We start from the raw sequence: 17,360 nt of genomic DNA, 5'->3' as shown, positions 1-17,360 counted from the left end.
GAACAGACATGGCTGAAGCAAAAGTATTGAGTGGTGCCGGCCTGCGTGGCCAGGTGGCTGGGCAGACCGCACTGTCCACCGTGGGCCAGGCGGGTGCCGGCCTGACCTATCGCGGCTACGACGTGCGCGAACTGGCCGCCGATGCGCAATTTGAAGAAGTCGCCTACCTGCTGCTGTACGGCGAGTTGCCGACCAAGACCGAGCTGGCCGCCTACAGCGCCAGGCTGGGCAAGCTGCGCGACCTGCCGCAAGCGCTGAAGGAAGTGCTGGAGCGTATCCCCGCCGACGCCCACCCGATGGACGTAATGCGCACCGGTTGCTCGTTCCTGGGCAATATCGAGCCGGAAAAAGACTTCAGCGTGCAGCGCGACGTCACCGACCGCCTGCTCGCTGCCTTCCCAGCGATCATGTGCTACTGGTACCGCTTCAGCCACGACGGCAAGCGCATCGACTGCGTGACCGACGAGCCGAGCATCGGCGGCCACTTCCTGCACCTGCTGCACGGCAAGAAGCCCAGCGAGTTGCACGTCAAGGTGATGAACGTGTCGCTGATCCTCTACGCGGAACACGAATTCAACGCCTCGACGTTCACCGCTCGGGTGTGTGCCTCGACCCTGTCCGACCTGTATTCCTGCGTCACCGCCGCCATCGGCTCGCTGCGCGGCCCGCTGCACGGCGGCGCCAACGAAGCGGCGATGGAAATGATCGAGCGTTTCTCGTCCGCTGAAGAGGCGGTCGAAGGCACCCTCGGCATGCTGGCGCGCAAGGACAAGATCATGGGCTTTGGCCACGCGATCTACAAAGACAGCGACCCGCGTAATGAAGTGATCAAGGGCTGGTCGAAAAAACTTGCGGACGAGGTGGGCGACAAGGTGCTGTTCCCGGTCTCCGAAGCCATCGACAAGACCATGTGGGAACAGAAGAAGCTGTTCCCCAACGCTGACTTCTACCATGCCTCGGCGTACCACTTCATGGGCATCCCGACCAAGCTGTTCACCCCGATCTTCGTGTGCTCGCGCCTGACGGGCTGGGCGGCGCATGTGTTCGAACAGCGCGCCAACAACCGCATCATCCGTCCAAGCGCCGAATACACCGGCGTCGAGCAGCGCAAGTTCGTGCCAATCGAACGTCGCTGAATGGGAATGCCGACGATCCCGAATTGTTAACCGGATCAAATGTGGGAGGGGGCTTGCCCCCGATTGCTGTCTGTCAGTTGATGCAGCGGGCACTGACCCACCGCTATCGGGGGCAAGCCCCCTCCCACATTGTGACCGCATTTCAATTCTGGATCGGTGCAGGTCCTCCCTTTGTTATCACCGTGACCGAGTCCTGACGATGAACACTGAATTCCGCAAACCGCTTCCCGGCAGCCGCCTGGATTTCTTCGACGCCCGTGCGGCCGTCGAGGCAATCACCCCTGGCGCCTACGCCACCTTGCCTTACACCTCCCGCGTCCTCGCGGAAAACCTGGTGCGCCGCTGCGACCCAGCCACCCTCAATGCTTCCTTGAGCCAACTGGTCGAACGCAAGCGCGACCTCGACTTCCCATGGTTCCCTGCGCGTGTGGTGTGCCACGACATCCTCGGCCAGACCGCTCTGGTCGACCTCGCCGGCCTGCGTGACGCCATCGCCCTGCAAGGCGGTGACCCGGCCCAGGTCAACCCGGTAGTGCCGACCCAACTGATCGTCGACCACTCCCTGGCCGTCGAAGCCGGTGGTTTTGACCCGGACGCGTTCGAAAAAAACCGCGTCATCGAAGACCGTCGCAACGAAGACCGTTTCCACTTCATCGAGTGGACCAAGAAGGCCTTCAAGAACGTCGATGTGATCCCGCCCGGCAACGGCATCATGCACCAGATCAACCTGGAGAAAATGTCCCCGGTGATCCAGGTGCGCGACGGCGTGGCCTTCCCCGATACCTGCGTCGGCACCGACAGCCACACCCCGCACGTGGATGCCCTGGGCGTGATCGCCATCGGTGTCGGCGGCCTGGAAGCCGAGAGCGTGATGCTCGGTCGCGCCTCGTGGATGCGCCTGCCGGAAAGCGTCGGCGTCGAATTGACCGGCAAGCTGCAACCGGGCATCACCGCCACCGACATGGTGCTGGCGCTGACCGAGTTCCTGCGTAAACAGAAAGTGGTTGGCGCCTGGCTGGAGTTCTTCGGCGAAGGTGCTTCGGCACTCACGCTTGGCGACCGTGCAACCATCTCCAACATGGCCCCGGAATACGGCGCGACTGCGGCGATGTTCTACATCGACCAACAGACCATCGCCTACCTGAAGCTCACCGGCCGCGAAGACGAACAAGTCACGCTGGTGGAGCAGTACGCTCGCCACACCGGCCTGTGGGCCGATGACCTCAAGGGCGCGCAGTACGAGCGAGGGCTGACCTTCGATCTGTCCAGCGTCGTGCGCAACATGGCCGGCCCGAGCAACCCCCATGCTCGCGTTGCCACCAGCGATCTGGCGTCCAAGGGTATTTCCGGCCAGTGGGACGAAGTGCCAGGCCAAATGCCTGACGGCGCAGTGATCATCGCCGCCATCACCAGTTGCACCAACACCAGCAACCCGCGCAACGTGATCGCCGCCGGCCTGCTGGCGCGCAACGCCAACAAGCTTGGGCTGACCCGCAAGCCGTGGGTCAAATCGTCCCTGGCACCCGGCTCGAAAACCGTGGCGATGTACCTGGAAGAAGCCGGCCTGGGCCATGAGCTGGAAAAACTCGGCTTCGGTGTGGTGGCGTTTGCCTGCACCACCTGCAACGGCATGTCCGGCGCACTCGATCCGGTGATCCAGCAGGAAATCATCGACCGCGACCTGTACGCCACCGCCGTGCTCTCGGGCAACCGTAACTTCGACGGGCGTATTCACCCCTACGCCAAGCAAGCGTTTCTCGCGTCGCCGCCGCTGGTGGTCGCGTATGCGATTGCCGGCACCATCCGCTTCGACATCGAGAAAGACGTGCTTGGCCTCGACGCGAATGGCAAGGAAATCCGCCTGCAGGACATCTGGCCGAGCGACGAAGAGATCGACGCAGTGGTCAAGGCCTCGGTCAAGCCGGAGCAGTTCCGCCAGGTCTACATCCCGATGTTCGCCATTCACGAAGACACTGGCCCGAAAGTCGCGCCGCTGTACGAATGGCGTCCGCAAAGCACCTATATCCGCCGCCCACCTTACTGGGAAGGTGCGCTGGCCGGTGCCCGTCCGCTCAAGGGCATGCGCCCGCTGGCGGTGCTGCCGGACAACATCACCACCGACCACTTGTCGCCCTCCAACGCGATCATGCTCGACAGCGCCGCCGGCGAATACCTGGCGAAAATGGGCCTGCCGGAAGTCGACTTCAACTCCTACGCGACGCATCGGGGCGATCACTTGACTGCGCAGCGCGCCACCTTCGCCAACCCGAAACTGTTCAACGAAATGGTGGTGGAAAACGGCAAGGTCAAGCAGGGTTCCCTGGCGCGCATCGAGCCGGAAGGCCAGGTCACGCGGATGTGGGAGGCCATCGAAACGTACATGGAGCGCAAGCAACCGCTGATCATCATTGCCGGCGCGGACTACGGCCAGGGCTCGTCTCGCGACTGGGCGGCCAAGGGCGTGCGGCTGGCCGGTGTGGAGGCGATTGCCGCCGAAGGTTTCGAGCGCATCCACCGCACCAACCTGGTGGGCATGGGCGTGTTGCCGCTGGAGTTCCTGCCGGGCACCGACCGCCACACCCTGAAGATCGATGGCAGCGAGACCTATGATGTGGTCGGCGCGCGTACTCCGCGGGCGCAGTTGACCCTGGTGATCAACCGCAAGAATGGCGAACGTGTCGAGGTGCCGGTGACCTGCCGCCTCGACACCGCCGAAGAAGTGTCGATCTACGAGGCGGGCGGGGTGTTGCAACGCTTTGCCCAGGACTTCCTGGAATCGGCGGCGACGGCCTGAGGGGACACCATGGCACACGTAGCGCAAATCAAGATCCCCGCCACCTACATGCGTGGCGGCACCAGCAAGGGCGTGTTTTTCAGCCTCACAGACCTGCCCGAATCGGCGCAGGTGCCGGGCGCCGCACGCGATGCCTTGCTATTGCGGGTGATCGGCAGCCCCGACCCCTACGACAAGCAAATCGACGGCATGGGCGGCGCAACCTCGAGCACCAGCAAGACGGTGATCCTGGCCAAAAGCCCCCGCGCCGATCACGACGTGGATTACCTGTTCGGCCAGGTCTCCATCGACAAACCCTTCGTTGATTGGAGCGGCAACTGCGGCAACCTGTCGGCGGCGGTCGGTTCCTTTGCCATCAGCGCCGGCCTGGTCGATCCGACACGCCTGCCCCACAACGGCGTGGCTGTGGTGCGTATCTGGCAAGCCAACATCGGCAAGACCATCATTGCCCACGTGCCGATCACTGACGGCGCGGTGCAGGAAACCGGCGACTTCGAACTGGACGGCGTGACCTTCCCGGCCGCCGAAGTGCAGTTGGAATTCATGGACCCGGCAGCGGAAGAAGAGGGCGGCGGTGGTTCGATGTTCCCCACCGGCAACCTGGTGGACGACCTGGAAGTGCCTGGCGTCGGCACCTTCAAGGCGACGCTGATCAACGCCGGTATCCCGACCATCTTCATCAACGCCGAAGACCTCGGCTACACCGGCACCGAGCTGCAAGGCGCGATCAACAGCGACCCGAAAGCCCTGGCAATGTTCGAGACCGTGCGGGCTTATGGCGCGTTGCGCATGGGCCTGATCCAGCACCTGGACGAAGCCGCCCAACGCCAACACACGCCGAAGGTGGCGTTTGTGGCCAAGCCGGCCGACTACGTGGCGTCCAGTGGCAAGGCGATCAAGGCGGGTGATGTGGACCTGCTGGTGCGTGCGCTGTCCATGGGCAAATTGCACCACGCGATGATGGGCACGGCGGCGGTGGCGATCGGCACGGCGGCGGCGATTTCCGGCACCCTGGTCAACCTCGCGGCCGGTGGTGTGGAGCGCAATGCCGTGCGCTTCGGGCACCCGTCCGGCACCTTGCGCGTCGGCGCAGAGGCCACCCAGGTGAACGGCGAGTGGGTGGTGAAGAAAGCCATCATGAGCCGCAGCGCCCGGGTGCTGATGGAAGGTTTCGTACTCGTGCCCGGCGACGCTTTCTAACAACCCACATTGGATCTTCATACCCCCAAGCAGGCGGCCAGACCTGCGATGGAGCGATCAACCGTGATCCTGAGGACTAACCCAACCTTTTAGGAGTACTGCCATGAGCGCCAACGTCGACCAGAACAACCGTCCCGACTACGACCAGGTCCTGCAGGACATCGCCGATTATGTCCTCACTTACCGTATCGACTCTCAGGATGCATTGGACACCGCCCGCAACTGCCTGATGGACACCTTGGGTTGCGGCCTGCTGGCCCTGCGTTTCCCGGAGTGCACCAAGCACCTGGGGCCGATGGTCGAGGGCACGGTGGTGCCGTTTGGCGCTCGTGTACCAGGCACTTCGTTCCGGCTGGATCCGGTCAAGGCGGCGTGGGACATCGGCTGCATCGTACGTTGGCTCGACTACAACGACACCTGGCTCGCCGCCGAGTGGGGCCACCCCTCGGATAACCTCGGCGGCATCCTCGCTGTGGCCGACCACTTGTCGCAAAAGCGCATCGCCAACGGCGAGGCACCGCTGACCCTGCGCGCGGTGCTGGAAGCAATGATCATGGCCCACGAAATCCAGGGCGTGATTGCCCTGGAAAACTCGTTCAACCGCGTCGGTCTCGACCATGTGCTGTTGGTGAAAGTCGCTTCAACGGCGGTGACGGCCAAACTGATGGGGGCCAACCGTGAACAGCTGCTGGCGGCCCTGTCCCATGCGTTTGTCGATGGGCAGGCATTGCGCACGTATCGGCATGCACCGAATGCCGGTTCGCGCAAATCCTGGGCGGCGGGAGATGCCTCCAGCCGGGGCGTGCGTCTGGCGGATATCGCGATGCGCGGCGAGATGGGCATCCCTGGCGTGTTGAGCGCGCCGCAGTGGGGGTTCTATGACGTACTGTTCAGCCATACCAACAAGGACCTGGCGCTCAAACCGAAGGACAAGCGTGGGTTCAGTCTGTCCCAGCCCTACGGCACCTATGTGATGGAGAACGTGCTGTTCAAGATCAGCTTTCCCGCCGAGTTCCATGCGCAAACGGCCTGCGAAGCGGCGGTGACCTTGCATCCGTTGGTCAAGGATCGCTTGCATGAAATCGAGCGTATCGTGATCACCACCCATGAATCGGCGATTCGCATCATCTCCAAGGTCGGGCAACTGGCCAACGCCGCTGACCGTGACCACTGCCTGCAATACATGACCGCCGTGCCGCTGGCCTTCGGCAATCTGGTGGCCGAGCAGTACGAAGACGAATTCCACGCCGCCCATCCGATCATCGATGAACTGCGGGATAAAATGGTCATCGTCGAGGATCCGCGCTACAGCCGCGAATACCTGGAGGCCGACAAGCGCTCCATTGCCAACGCGGTGCAGGTGTTCTTCAAGGACGGTACGCATACCGAACAGGTGGCGGTGGAGTACCCGATCGGCCATCGCCGCCGCCGGGTGGAGGGCATTCCGTTATTGGAAGACAAGTTCAAGGCCAACCTGGCCACACGGTTTACCGCGCAGCGCAGTGCCGAGATTTTTGCGTTGTGCAAGGATCAGGCGCGGCTCGAGGCGACACCGGTAAACCGGTTTGTGGATCTGTTCGTGATCTAGCAGACACCACGTATTCACCTGTGCAAATCCAATGAATGTGGGAGGGGGCCTCCCACAGTTGACCGTGTTCACTCGAATCGCAGTATGACTCTGCGGTTGTGTTTGCTCTTCTTCTCGATCTTCTCGCAGAACACCCGGCCGATTTCTTCGGTGTTGAGCACATGGGTGCCGCCGCATGGTTGGATATCGATACCGGCGATTTCAATCACCCGCACCGCTCCCTGGACCACCGGTGGCGCCACCGCCTGGGTGCGGGTGATCTGCAGCAGGGTGGCGTACTCGGTGGCCGGCATCGACAGGGTTTTCACCGGGTGGGCCTGCTCGATCAGCGCGTTGAGGTCGCGGGTGATGCTGTCTTTGTCGAGGGTCATTTCCGGCAGGTCGAAGTCCAGGCGGCCTTTGTCTGCACTGATGCTGCATCCGGTGACCGGCGCGTCAATGATCGAGCACAACAGGTGCAGGCAGGTGTGCATCTTCATGTGCTGGTAGCGCCGGTCCCAGTCGAGGCCGGCGTCCACCTGCACCCCGGCGGTCAATTGTTCGGGGCAGTGTTCCACCTGGTGCCAGATGATCGAGCGCTGCACCGGGTCGCGCACTGTGCCGGTCACTTCGACCCGCGTACCGTCTGCCAGGATGAGGTGCCCCGTGTCGCCTGGCTGCCCGCCCCCGGTGGGGTAGAACAACGTGTGTTCCAGGGCGACGCCGTGTTCGCTAACGGCAATCACTCGGGCGCTGAAGGCGTTCTGGTAGGGGGCGCTGTCGAACAGCGCCAGGGTTTCCATGGTGTGCACGGACATGTTCAACCTCCGACGATCAATGGGCTGGCTTGCAACAGGGAGCGCACCATCGCACTCAAGCCAGGCGGGGAAAGCAGGGTGATTTCAAATTCCGGGCCGCAGACCTTCAGGTTCAGCGGCAGGCGTGGCAGGTGGTTGCCCGATTCGATGCGATGCAGGCGAAATTGCAGGTGGTGACGTTCCTTCACCGTAGGCTCCAGCATCAGCCCGGGCAAGGGATGGAAGTCGGCGTCCAGCACCGTGACCTTGTGGCTGGTATTGATCTCGCCGACCACGTGCAGACGCTCATCCAGGGCGAAGGCGCCGAGGTATTTACTGTGGTCCGACTCGTCGTTTTTTTGCAGTTGGATCTGGTTTACCACCTTCACCTTGGTGCCGGCGGGCACGTCCTGGGTGATCACGCAGGACGGGCTGATAAACACGTTGTCGCCGATCAACACATAGCCGAGCACGCGGGCGCCGGAACCGACCTCGACGTTATTACCCAGACGTGGATGGCGCTTGCCGTCGGGGTTGTTGGCGATGCCGCGGGCGCCCAGGGTCACGCCGCAGAGGATGTAGCAGTCGTTGCCGATCTCACACGTTTCGCCGATCACGGTGCCGTAGCCGTGGTCCAGTACGAAGCGCCGACCGATACGCGCCGCCGGGTGGATCTCGGCGCCGGAAAGCACCTTGCCCTGGTTGCTCAGCTTGAGGGCGATACGGGAGAAGACGCCGTTGGTCTGGTCGGGGAAATGCCACACCAGGTGCGCCAGCCGGTAATACAGCACCGCCTTGAACGACGCGTAGGACTCCAGGATCAGCTCACCGCGCCCGCGTGATGCCGGGTCGCGGTAGGCGTAGGCGATCAAATCCTCGGCCACCGCCTGGGCGGCATTCTGTACCAGCGGCGCCAGATGCGGCTCCAGCTGCTTCATCTGTGCCGGCGTGAGGGTCTTGATGAGGTGAGTCAGCAACTCATCGTGCAACTGTTGCATGTCGATAAAGCCACCCATTGAGGCACCCCCTTAGTCTGATTGGTTGGAAGAGCGCTTATTCGAAACTGGGCAGGTAGCTGTCGGCATTGTCGTAGACCATGGTCAGCACCACCGTTTCGGGTGGCAGTTCCGGGGCGAGTTGGGCGACAGCCACCATGTTGGCGGCCGAGGACAAGCCCAGGCTGATGGCGTCGGTGCGCATGATGCGTTTCATCATGTCGATGCAGTCCTGGCGCGAGACCTTGAGCATGCCGTCGATCACGTCCAGGTTGAGGATGCTCGGGATCAGGCCGATCGACAGGCCCTGGATATGGTGCGGCGCGTGCTGGTTTTTCAGCAGGTCGCATTCTTCCGGTTCCACCCCCATGACACGCAGCCCCGGCCAGGCGGCTTTGAGGGTTTCGCCGATGCCTGTGATATGCCCGCCCGTGCCGATCCCGCTGACAAAGTAGTCAGCACGACGCTCGCCGAACGCACGCAGGATTTCCGGCGCGGTGGTGTCGCGATGGGTCTGCGGGTTGGCGCCGTTGCGTTGCTGGTTGAGCATCACGTAGCTGGGGTTTTCCAGCTGCAGCTCCATGCACTTTTCGCCATGGGAGTTGTTGCCCAGGCGGCTGTCCGACAGCACCACCTTGGCCCCGTACAGGCGCAGCAGCTTCTGTTTTTCGGGGCTGTAGTTGTCGGGGATCACCAGCACGACCTTGTAGCCCAGCACATTGCCGGCCATGACCAGGCCGATACCGGTATTGCCGCCGCTGGGCTCGATGATGGTTTGCCCGGAGTCACGGATCAGCACGCCCCGGCGTTCGGCGTCGAGGATCATGCCCAGGGCGATGCGCGCCTTGTGGCTGCCGCCCGGGTTGAGGGATTCGAGCTTGGCATAGACCTCGATGCCGAGGTCTTCGGAGAACTGCGCCAGGCGCACGATCGGCGTTTGGCCGATGACCTCGAGAATGGAGTTGTGCAACATCATTCAGTCCTCGGCTCAATACAAGGGCATGTCAGGTTCGACGTCGCGAACCCAATGCTTCATGCCGCCCTGCAGGACTTTGGTATTGGCGAAACCCGCCGCCAGCAAGGTGCTGGCGGCTTGCTCGGCGCGGGTGCCGGCGTAGCAGATCAGGTAATGGGTGTTGTCCCGGCTGAGGCGGTCGAGCTGATTGTCCAGTTCGGCCAGGGGGATATGCACCACACCTGGCAATTTGCACACCTCCAGTTCGCTGGCATCGCGCACGTCCAGCAACACATCGACGCTGCGCGGGTGTTCGAGCAATTGCTTGAGTACACGGGGCTTTATGTAGCGCTCTTCGGCCAGGGACGGCTGGCTGGGCACAGCGTCCGCACAGACAGCCGGCGCCACGCTTTCGCTGTGGCGCAGTTCGGAGCAGCACGGGCAGTCGGCACGCCGCTTGAAGCGGATCTCGCTGAACTTCATTGCCAGCGCATCGAAGCGCATCAAGCGGCCGGACAGCGGTTCACCGATGCCGATCAACAGCTTGATGGCCTCGGTGGCCTGGATCATCCCGACCACACCGGGCAACACGCCGATCACGCCACCGGCGCTGCAATTGGGCGCCAGTTCGGCGGGCGGCGCGCTGGGGAACAGGCAGCGGTAGCAGGGGCCACCTTTATAGTTGAGTACGCTGATCTGCCCGTCGAAACGGTAGATGGCGCCGTATACCAAAGGCTTGCCCAATTGCACGCAGGCGTCGTTGACCAAGTAGCGGGTGTCAAAGTTGTCGGTGCCGTCGATCACCAGGTCATAGGCGCCCACCAGTTCCAGGGCGTTATCGGCGTTCAGGGCGGTGTCGTGGGCGTTGATCTGGATATGGCGGTTGAGGTCTTGCAGACGTTGCTTGGCGGACTCGACCTTGGGCATGCCGAGGGTGCTGTTGCCATGCACGATCTGGCGTTGCAGGTTGCTGCTTTCCACCACATCGAAGTCCACCAGCCCCAGGGTGCCGACGCCGGCTGCTGCCAGGTACAGGCTGATCGGTGAGCCCAGGCCACCGGTGCCGATGATCAGCACCTTGGCTTTCTTGAGGTTCAACTGGCCTTCGCGGCCGACGCCGGGCAGGGTGATATGGCGCACGTAGCGTTGCACTTCTTCATTGCTAAGGGCATCGACATCCATACCGCCCGACGTGGCGAGCAGTACTTCGATCCGGGCTTTTTCCGGAAGCGGATCGTCGGCGCCGACCAGTTCTTCTTCGGCGGTAAACAGAAAGTGCTCCTTGAGCTGGTTGTTCTTCTCGTGGAACAGGTGCGCACGCAACTGCGGGTGGCTGCTGCAGAGGTTTTCAATGACTTCGCGCAATGTCGTTCCGGCGCCCTCGAGGGTCGATTCCGGCAGCTTGGCCACGCGAACCAGAATGTCGGGGAAAGAGACAGCGTTCATGGACAACTCCGTGTGCAGGTCGTTGAAAGGTTGAAGGGCGAAATGCTTGCCATCCCAGGCAAACAGCTTGGAACCCAGGGACTGGCCCTGGCGAACGTCCACCACCAGGTAGCTGACGTGGTAGATCGGTTCGCCCATGAACAGCGCCTTGTCCTCGTCTTCGTCGCTGAAATAGGCGCCGACATCCGGGTGGGAGTGGTAGATCACCACCACTGGGTTGTTGCTGCGAAACGCTTTGCTCAGCAGCAGGGTGTCGGCCACCGAGAATGTGTAGCCGTTGGCGGCGCTGCGCGGGTACATCTCGGGGTTCTTGCTGTGCAACTCGTTCTGGATATTGCTGCCCAGGTACACGCTGCCGTCGGCGAAGACAAAACCACAGCACTCCTCGGGGTAGCTGCGGCTGGCGTGGGCGTAGATCTGTTCCAGGGCTTCGGGGCGGAGGACGTCCATGTTTCTCTCGCATGGTGGTAGGAGGGTCAATTTTTCTTGGCCAGGAGTTTTTCAACCGGCAGCTTGGTGATCGCAAAGCCGGCCAGCAGGATGGCCGAGTACAGCATCAGGTCGCGGGAAATCGACACGCCTTCGTACCAGGCGCCGATGATCACCGCGAACACCGGGAAGATGATGAACACGAACGACAGGATGATCGGGCTCAAGCGCTTGAGCAGCATGAAGTACACGATGAACCCACCCACCGAGGCCACCAGTCCCAGGTAGAACAGCGCACCCCATGACCGCAGGGTGATGGCTTCGAAGGTCGGCGCTTCAAACCACAGCCCGGCGACGAACAGCATCAGCCCGGCAATACCGATGGGCAGCGTGTTGTAGGTGATTACGCTGATGGCGCTGCCTTTCTGCTTGGTGATGACGTAGCACAAGGCATGCATGATCGCGGCGGTCAGAATCGCCAGCACCCCGAAGAACTCGGCGTGGTCCAGGTGCAGGCCCTGGCTCTTGATGATCATGTAGAGGCTGCCGAAGCCGATACCGATGCCGACCACCTGGGAAAAGTAGATGCGTTCGCGCAGGAACAGCGCGGAGAAAATCAGGATGAACACCGGCATGCAACTGAACAGCAGTGCGGTAAGGCCGGACGAAACATGCATCTCGCCGTAGTTGAGCAGGTAGTAGGGCACGCTGAAGTAGGACAGGGTCACGAACACGAAGAACCAGCGGCTCTCGCGGGGAAACAGGACCGGCTCGCGGCGCACCATGGCAAAGCACAGGAACAGCGGGAAGGCGATGAGGAAGCGCAGGCCGGCGGAGGTGAGCGGCGGCACGCTCTCCACGGCAATCTTGATGCCCAGCCAGGTGGTGCCCCAGCTCAGGCATACGATCAGGAACATCACACTGGTGATCAGCCCGGCCAGCCACTGTTTTTGGGTTTTGGTCTTGGCGGTGTTTTCGAGAATGGCGGACATTGGCATCGTTTATTGCTTCCCTGAGCCGGAATTGAACTCTATATTGAGCTTGTAATGAGTTGTAAAATTCGGCGATTGAACCCGTAAAAGCACACTATTAGGGCGAAAGATGGCTGTCAAAACAAATATTGACATGGTGTCAATTATGCGTGAGGGGTTGTCCAACGGTCAGGGCGTGAAGTACAAGCGCCTGTCCGATGTCATGGAACGGGGCATCCTTGAAGGCTTGATTGAGCCAGGAAGAAAACTGCCGCCCCACCGGGTGCTTTCCGACAATCTTGGCGTCACGATCGGCACCATCAGCCGCGCCTATGGCGAACTGGAACGCCTGGGGCTGGTGGTGGCGCGGGTCGGTGACGGCACGTTCGTGCGCAAGCGTGGGATGGAGCGCCAGCGCGATGAAGGCTTTCGCAACTTCAGTGAAGAACCGCGCCAATACTTCGACATGAGCCGGAATATGCATATCCCGGGGCAGGAGACAGTCTTCCTGGCCCAGAGCTTCCAAACCCTGTCGACCAACGCCAAGTTCCTCCAGGACATCAGTGCCTACACACCGGATGCCGGCTTGCCGCGCTACCGTGAAGCGGGGGCACAATGGCTGGTGCAGCGCGATTTTCATCCGATCCCCGAGCAGGTGATCTGCGTCAACGGCGGCCAGCATGGCTTGCTCTGCTCGATGATGGCGCTGTTACGGGCCGGCGATACCGTCGTGACTGAGCAACTCACATACCCCGGCCTGATCACTGCCGCCCGCATGCTCGGTATTCGCTTGATCGGGCTGGAGATGGACGAGGAAGGTGTGCTGCCGAGCGCGCTGGACGAAGTCTGTCGTAATCACCGGATTTCAGCGCTGTACTGCACGCCGACCATCCAGAACCCCACCACCGCTGTGCTCTCGGTGGCGCGTCGCGAAGCGTTGGTCAAAGTCTGTCGCGAACACAATCTGCTGATTCTTGAGGACGAAGCCCACGGCGTACTGGTGGAGGATCGGCCGCCGCCCCTCAGCCATTTCGCCCCTGAGCGTACGATTCTGATCAGCAGCCTGAGCAAGGCGGTATCCGCCGGGCTGCGTGTGGGCTATGTGCATGCGCCGCCCGCGCTGGTCAGCCGTATTTCGGCGGCCCTGCGTTCGACCTGCTGGATGGCTACCCCCGTCACCCTCGAGCTCGCGACCCAGTGGATCGAGAACGGCACGGCGGAATACCTGCTGCGCCAGCAGATCAACGAGATCAGCCGCCGCAAGGCCCTGGTCCGCGACCTGCTGACGGGCCTGGAGTACCGCACTCACCTCAACAGTCCGCACTTCTGGATAGAAGTGCCGGAGCCGTGGCGGGCGTCGGAGATCGAGGCCGAGCTCAAGCAGAACAATTACCTGATCGCCACCGCCGAGGCGTTTGCCGTGGGGCAGACGGCGGTGCCGCAGTTTATCCGGGCGAGTATCTGCAATACGTCGGGGGATGATCAGTTATTGCGGGCGGGGTTTGATGCGCTGGCCACGGCGCTGGGGCAGGGCGGGGGACGCTTCCAGTTGTAGCAGGGTTTGTTGTGGCGAGCCCGCTCGCCACGGTGCAACAGCGTCTCAAGGCGTTATTTGAAGCGCCGCTCCACGCCTTTTTCCACCAGAATCTTCGCCGAAATCTCTTCCACCGAGAAATGCGTGGAATTGATGTGCGCAATATTCTCGCGACGGAACAGATTTTCTACCTCGCGCACTTCGAACTCACACTGGGCATAGCTCGAATAGCGACTGTTGGGCTTGCGCTCATTGCGGATCGCCGTCAGCCGGTCCGGGTCGATGGTCAGCCCGAACAGCTTGTGCGAATGCGCGCGCAGGGCCGCCGGGAGCGTCAGGTGCTCCATGTCGTCTTCAGTCAGCGGGTAGTTGGCCGCACGGATGCCGAATTGCATGGCCATGTACAGACAGGTGGGCGTTTTGCCGCAGCGCGACACGCCCACCAGGATCAGGTCAGCCTTGTCGTAGTAATGGGTACGGGCGCCGTCGTCGTTGTCGAGGGCGAAGTTCACCGCCTCGATACGCTCCATGTAGTTGGAGTTATGCCCAATGGAATGGGACTTTCCGACCGAATACGAGGAGTGTTCGCTCAACTCCTGCTCCAATGGCGCCAGGAAGGTCGAGAAAATATCGATCATGAAACCATTCGACGTTGCGAGAATCTCACGGATGTCTTGATTGACGATGGTGTCGAAAATGATCGGCCGAAAACCGTCTTTTTCAGCCGCCAGATTGATTTGTTGTACCATGGCCCGCGCTTTATCCACGCTGTCGATGTACGGCCGCGTGAATTTGGCGAAGGTAATGTTTTCGAACTGCGCGAGCAGGCTCTGGCCCAGTGTTTCGGCTGTGATGCCGGTGCCGTCGGAGATAAAGAAAGCAGATCGTTTCATTTGAGCCCTGGGCCTTAAGCTGATGGCGAATCTTGGATATGATAGGCGCGATTTTGCCGTCCCGCGGTGGGCCGCATTCTCACTTATTTTCCAGGTCCAGGCCACAAGCGCTGGCGACAGCTCCTATTGAGCAGCCGGCGTCCTGAGCTTTTCCAACACAGAAAGTGGAGAGATCACCTTGGTAGAGTACGTAGTTTCCCTCGATAAGCTCGGCGTCCATGATGTAGAGCACGTAGGGGGCAAGAACGCATCCCTCGGCGAGATGATCAGTAATCTTGCAGGCGCTGGCGTGTCGGTGCCCGGTGGTTTCGCCACCACGGCCCAGGCTTACCGCGATTTCCTCGAACTGAGTGGCCTCAACGCTCAGATCCACGCCGCGCTGGACGCCCTGGATGTCGATGACGTCAACGCCCTGGCCAAGACCGGTGCCCAGATCCGCCAATGGATCATGGAAGCCGAGTTCCCCGAGAAGCTCAACGAAGAGATCCGTACCGCCTTCGCCACCCTGTCGGCCGGCAACCCGGACATGGCTGTCGCCGTGCGTTCCTCGGCTACCGCCGAAGACTTGCCGGACGCCTCCTTCGCCGGCCAGCAAGAGACCTTCCTGAACATCCGCGGCGTGGAAAACGTCATTCGCGCCGCCAAGGAAGTGTTCGCCTCGCTGTTCAACGATCGCGCCATTTCCTACCGTGTTCACCAGGGTTTCGACCACAAGCTGGTGGCCTTGTCTGCCGGTGTACAGCGCATGGTGCGTTCGGAAACCGGCACGGCCGGCGTGATGTTCACCCTCGATACCGAATCGGGCTTCCGTGACGTGGTGTTCATCACCGGCGCCTACGGCCTGGGTGAAACCGTCGTACAGGGCGCGGTCAACCCCGACGAATTCTACGTACACAAGGGCACCCTCGAAGCGGGTCGCCCGGCCATCCTGCGCCGTAACCTGGGCAGCAAGGCCATCAAGATGATCTACGGCGACGAGGCCAAGGCCGGTCGTTCCGTGAAAACCGTTGAAGTCGACAAGGCCGAACGTGCGCGTTTCTGCCTGACCGACGCTGAAGTCAGCGAGCTGGCCAAACAAGCGATGATCATCGAAAAGCACTACAAGTGCCCGATGGACATCGAGTGGGCCAAGGACGGTGACGACGGCAAGCTGTACATCGTGCAGGCCCGTCCGGAAACCGTGAAAAGCCGCACCTCGGCCAATGTCATGGAACGCTACCTGCTCAAAGAAACCGGCACCGTGCTGGTGGAAGGCCGTGCCATCGGCCAGCGCATCGGCGCCGGCAAGGTGCGGATCATCAAGGACGTGTCCGAAATGGACAAGGTCCAGCCGGGCGACGTACTGGTCTCCGACATGACCGACCCGGACTGGGAACCGGTAATGAAGCGCGCCAGCGCCATCGTCACCAACCGTGGCGGGCGTACCTGCCACGCAGCGATCATCGCCCGTGAGCTGGGGATTCCTGCGGTAGTCGGTTGCGGCAACGCCACCCAGCTGCTCAAAGACGGCCAGGGCGTGACCGTGTCCTGCGCCGAAGGCGATACCGGCTTCATCTTCGAAGGTGAACTGGGCTTCGACATCAAGCAGAACTCCATCGACGCCATGCCGGACCTGCCGTTCAAGATCATGATGAACGTCGGCAACCCGGACCGTGCCTTCGACTTCGCACAGTTGCCGAACGCCGGTGTGGGCCTGGCCCGCCTGGAGTTCATCATCAACCGTATGATCGGCGTGCACCCCAAGGCCCTGTTGAACTACGACGGCCTGCCGCTGGACATCAAGGAAAGCGTCGACAAGCGCATCGCCGGCTACAACGACCCGGTGGGCTTCTACGTCGAGAAGCTGGTGGAAGGCATCAGCACCCTGGCGGCGGCGTTCTACCCGAAAAAGGTCATCGTGCGCCTGTCGGACTTCAAGTCCAACGAATACGCCAACCTGATCGGCGGCAAGCTCTACGAACCGGAAGAAGAAAACCCGATGCTGGGCTTCCGTGGCGCCTCGCGTTATATCAGCGAAGCGTTCCGTGACTGCTTCGAGCTCGAGTGCCGCGCCCTCAAGCGCGTGCGCAACGAAATGGGCCTGACCAACGTCGAGATCATGGTGCCGTTCGTGCGCACCTTGGGCGAAGCGAGCCAAGTGGTCGACCTGCTGGCAGAAAACGGCCTGTCCCGTGGCGAAAACGGCCTGCGCGTGATCATGATGTGCGAATTGCCGTCCAACGCCATCCTGGCCGAAGAGTTCCTCGAGTTCTTCGACGGTTTCTCCATCGGTTCCAACGACCTGACCCAGCTGACCCTGGGCCTGGACCGCGACTCCGGAATCATCGCCCATCTGTTCGACGAGCGAAATCCTGCGGTCAAGAAGCTGCTGGCCAACGCCATCCAGGCCTGTAACAAGGCCGGCAAGTACATCGGCATCTGCGGCCAAGGTCCTTCCGACCACCCTGACCTGGCCAAATGGCTGATGGAGCAGGGCATCGAAAGCGTCTCGTTGAACCCTGATTCCGTGTTGGAAACCTGGTTCTTCCTGGCGGAAGGCCAGGCGTCCGCCTAAGATCGTCATGTCAAAAGTGCCGGTCACCCGATGAGGGTGACCGGCATTCTTATCTGTGCAGGGCGGAACTCCTTCCGGACGCCGCCCTT

The 17,360-nt window shown here is 61.8% G+C and carries 12 protein-coding genes; 6 read left to right on the top strand and 6 right to left on the bottom strand.

The window, feature by feature from the left end:
* Positions 1 to 8: 8 nt before the first annotated feature.
* From prpC to prpD, 4 genes are all read left to right on the top strand, one after another.
* On the top strand, positions 9 to 1,136 hold the full coding sequence (prpC, locus tag BM110_RS20255; protein ID WP_092242678.1) for a bifunctional 2-methylcitrate synthase/citrate synthase: 1,128 nt from the start codon (positions 9 to 11) through the stop codon (positions 1,134 to 1,136).
* 199 nt (positions 1,137 to 1,335) lie between these two features.
* Positions 1,336 to 3,930, top strand: a complete 2,595-nt coding sequence (gene acnD, locus BM110_RS20250; RefSeq protein ID WP_093514069.1) for a Fe/S-dependent 2-methylisocitrate dehydratase AcnD — start codon at positions 1,336 to 1,338, stop codon at positions 3,928 to 3,930.
* Positions 3,931 to 3,939: 9 nt separating this feature from the next.
* Positions 3,940 to 5,130: a 2-methylaconitate cis-trans isomerase PrpF gene (gene prpF / locus BM110_RS20245; RefSeq protein ID WP_093514068.1), complete on the top strand. Its 1,191-nt coding sequence runs from the start codon at positions 3,940 to 3,942 to the stop codon at positions 5,128 to 5,130.
* Positions 5,131 to 5,233: 103 nt separating this feature from the next.
* Positions 5,234 to 6,718, top strand: a complete 1,485-nt coding sequence (gene prpD, locus BM110_RS20240) for a 2-methylcitrate dehydratase (RefSeq protein ID WP_093128079.1) — start codon at positions 5,234 to 5,236, stop codon at positions 6,716 to 6,718.
* A 68-nt stretch (positions 6,719 to 6,786) separates the two neighbouring features.
* On the opposite strand, the gene BM110_RS20235 is transcribed toward prpD, so the two are convergent.
* The 5 genes from BM110_RS20235 to BM110_RS20215 are packed head-to-tail and all read right to left on the bottom strand — an operon-like array spanning position 6,787 to position 12,260.
* Positions 6,787 to 7,515: an alanyl-tRNA editing protein gene (locus tag BM110_RS20235; protein WP_093514067.1), complete on the bottom strand. Its 729-nt coding sequence runs from the start codon at positions 7,513 to 7,515 to the stop codon at positions 6,787 to 6,789.
* Between the two features lie 2 nt (positions 7,516 to 7,517).
* Positions 7,518 to 8,510 carry a serine O-acetyltransferase gene (locus BM110_RS20230; protein ID WP_092242695.1) on the bottom strand — a complete coding sequence of 331 codons (993 nt, stop codon included), beginning with the start codon at positions 8,508 to 8,510 and terminating at the stop codon, positions 7,518 to 7,520.
* A gap of 37 nt (positions 8,511 to 8,547) precedes the next feature.
* Positions 8,548 to 9,462, bottom strand: a complete 915-nt coding sequence (locus tag BM110_RS20225) for a PLP-dependent cysteine synthase family protein (RefSeq protein ID WP_071491545.1) — start codon at positions 9,460 to 9,462, stop codon at positions 8,548 to 8,550.
* Between the two features lie 15 nt (positions 9,463 to 9,477).
* Positions 9,478 to 11,340, bottom strand: a complete 1,863-nt coding sequence (gene moeB / locus BM110_RS20220; RefSeq protein WP_093514066.1) for a molybdopterin-synthase adenylyltransferase MoeB — start codon at positions 11,338 to 11,340, stop codon at positions 9,478 to 9,480.
* Positions 11,341 to 11,366: 26 nt separating this feature from the next.
* The gene (locus tag BM110_RS20215; RefSeq protein WP_162276406.1) at positions 11,367 to 12,260 is read right to left on the bottom strand and encodes a DMT family transporter; all 894 of its coding nucleotides are present in this window, start codon (positions 12,258 to 12,260) and stop codon (positions 11,367 to 11,369) included.
* A 160-nt stretch (positions 12,261 to 12,420) separates the two neighbouring features.
* On the opposite strand from BM110_RS20215, the gene BM110_RS20210 reads away from it, so the two are divergent.
* A complete protein-coding gene (locus tag BM110_RS20210) occupies positions 12,421 to 13,845 on the top strand; it encodes an aminotransferase-like domain-containing protein (RefSeq protein ID WP_071491410.1) in 1,425 nt (474 codons plus the stop codon).
* Between the two features lie 53 nt (positions 13,846 to 13,898).
* Here BM110_RS20210 and BM110_RS20205 read toward each other — a convergent pair whose 3' ends face one another.
* On the bottom strand, positions 13,899 to 14,717 hold the full coding sequence (locus BM110_RS20205; RefSeq protein ID WP_003193298.1) for a posphoenolpyruvate synthetase regulatory kinase/phosphorylase PpsR: 819 nt from the start codon (positions 14,715 to 14,717) through the stop codon (positions 13,899 to 13,901).
* A gap of 178 nt (positions 14,718 to 14,895) precedes the next feature.
* Here BM110_RS20205 and ppsA point away from each other — a divergent pair, with 178 nt between their 5' ends.
* On the top strand, positions 14,896 to 17,271 hold the full coding sequence (gene ppsA / locus BM110_RS20200; RefSeq protein ID WP_025854225.1) for a phosphoenolpyruvate synthase: 2,376 nt from the start codon (positions 14,896 to 14,898) through the stop codon (positions 17,269 to 17,271).
* The last annotated feature ends 89 nt before the right edge of the window (positions 17,272 to 17,360 follow it).

Source organism: Pseudomonas sp. NFPP28, assembly GCF_900115535.1.
GTDB classification, from domain to species: Bacteria; Pseudomonadota; Gammaproteobacteria; order Pseudomonadales; family Pseudomonadaceae; genus Aquipseudomonas; species Aquipseudomonas extremorientalis.
Note: the sequence above shows the minus strand (reverse complement) of the source record. Positions and strands in the feature narration are given on the sequence as shown.

Bases quoted from the DNA above. Each gene is read 5' to 3' on its own strand.
- prpC (WP_092242678.1), top strand. From the start codon at position 9: ATGGCTGAAGCAAAAGTATTGAGTGGTGCCGGCCTGCGTGGCCAGGTG.
- acnD (WP_093514069.1), top strand. From the start codon at position 1,336: ATGAACACTGAATTCCGCAAACCGCTTCCCGGCAGCCGCCTGGATTTC.
- prpF (WP_093514068.1), top strand. From the start codon at position 3,940: ATGGCACACGTAGCGCAAATCAAGATCCCCGCCACCTACATGCGTGGC.
- prpD (WP_093128079.1), top strand. From the start codon at position 5,234: ATGAGCGCCAACGTCGACCAGAACAACCGTCCCGACTACGACCAGGTC.
- BM110_RS20235 (WP_093514067.1), bottom strand. From the start codon at position 7,515: ATGTCCGTGCACACCATGGAAACCCTGGCGCTGTTCGACAGCGCCCCC.
- BM110_RS20230 (WP_092242695.1), bottom strand. From the start codon at position 8,510: ATGGGTGGCTTTATCGACATGCAACAGTTGCACGATGAGTTGCTGACT.
- BM110_RS20225 (WP_071491545.1), bottom strand. From the start codon at position 9,462: ATGTTGCACAACTCCATTCTCGAGGTCATCGGCCAAACGCCGATCGTG.
- moeB (WP_093514066.1), bottom strand. From the start codon at position 11,340: ATGGACGTCCTCCGCCCCGAAGCCCTGGAACAGATCTACGCCCACGCC.
- BM110_RS20210 (WP_071491410.1), top strand. From the start codon at position 12,421: ATGGCTGTCAAAACAAATATTGACATGGTGTCAATTATGCGTGAGGGG.
- BM110_RS20205 (WP_003193298.1), bottom strand. From the start codon at position 14,717: ATGAAACGATCTGCTTTCTTTATCTCCGACGGCACCGGCATCACAGCC.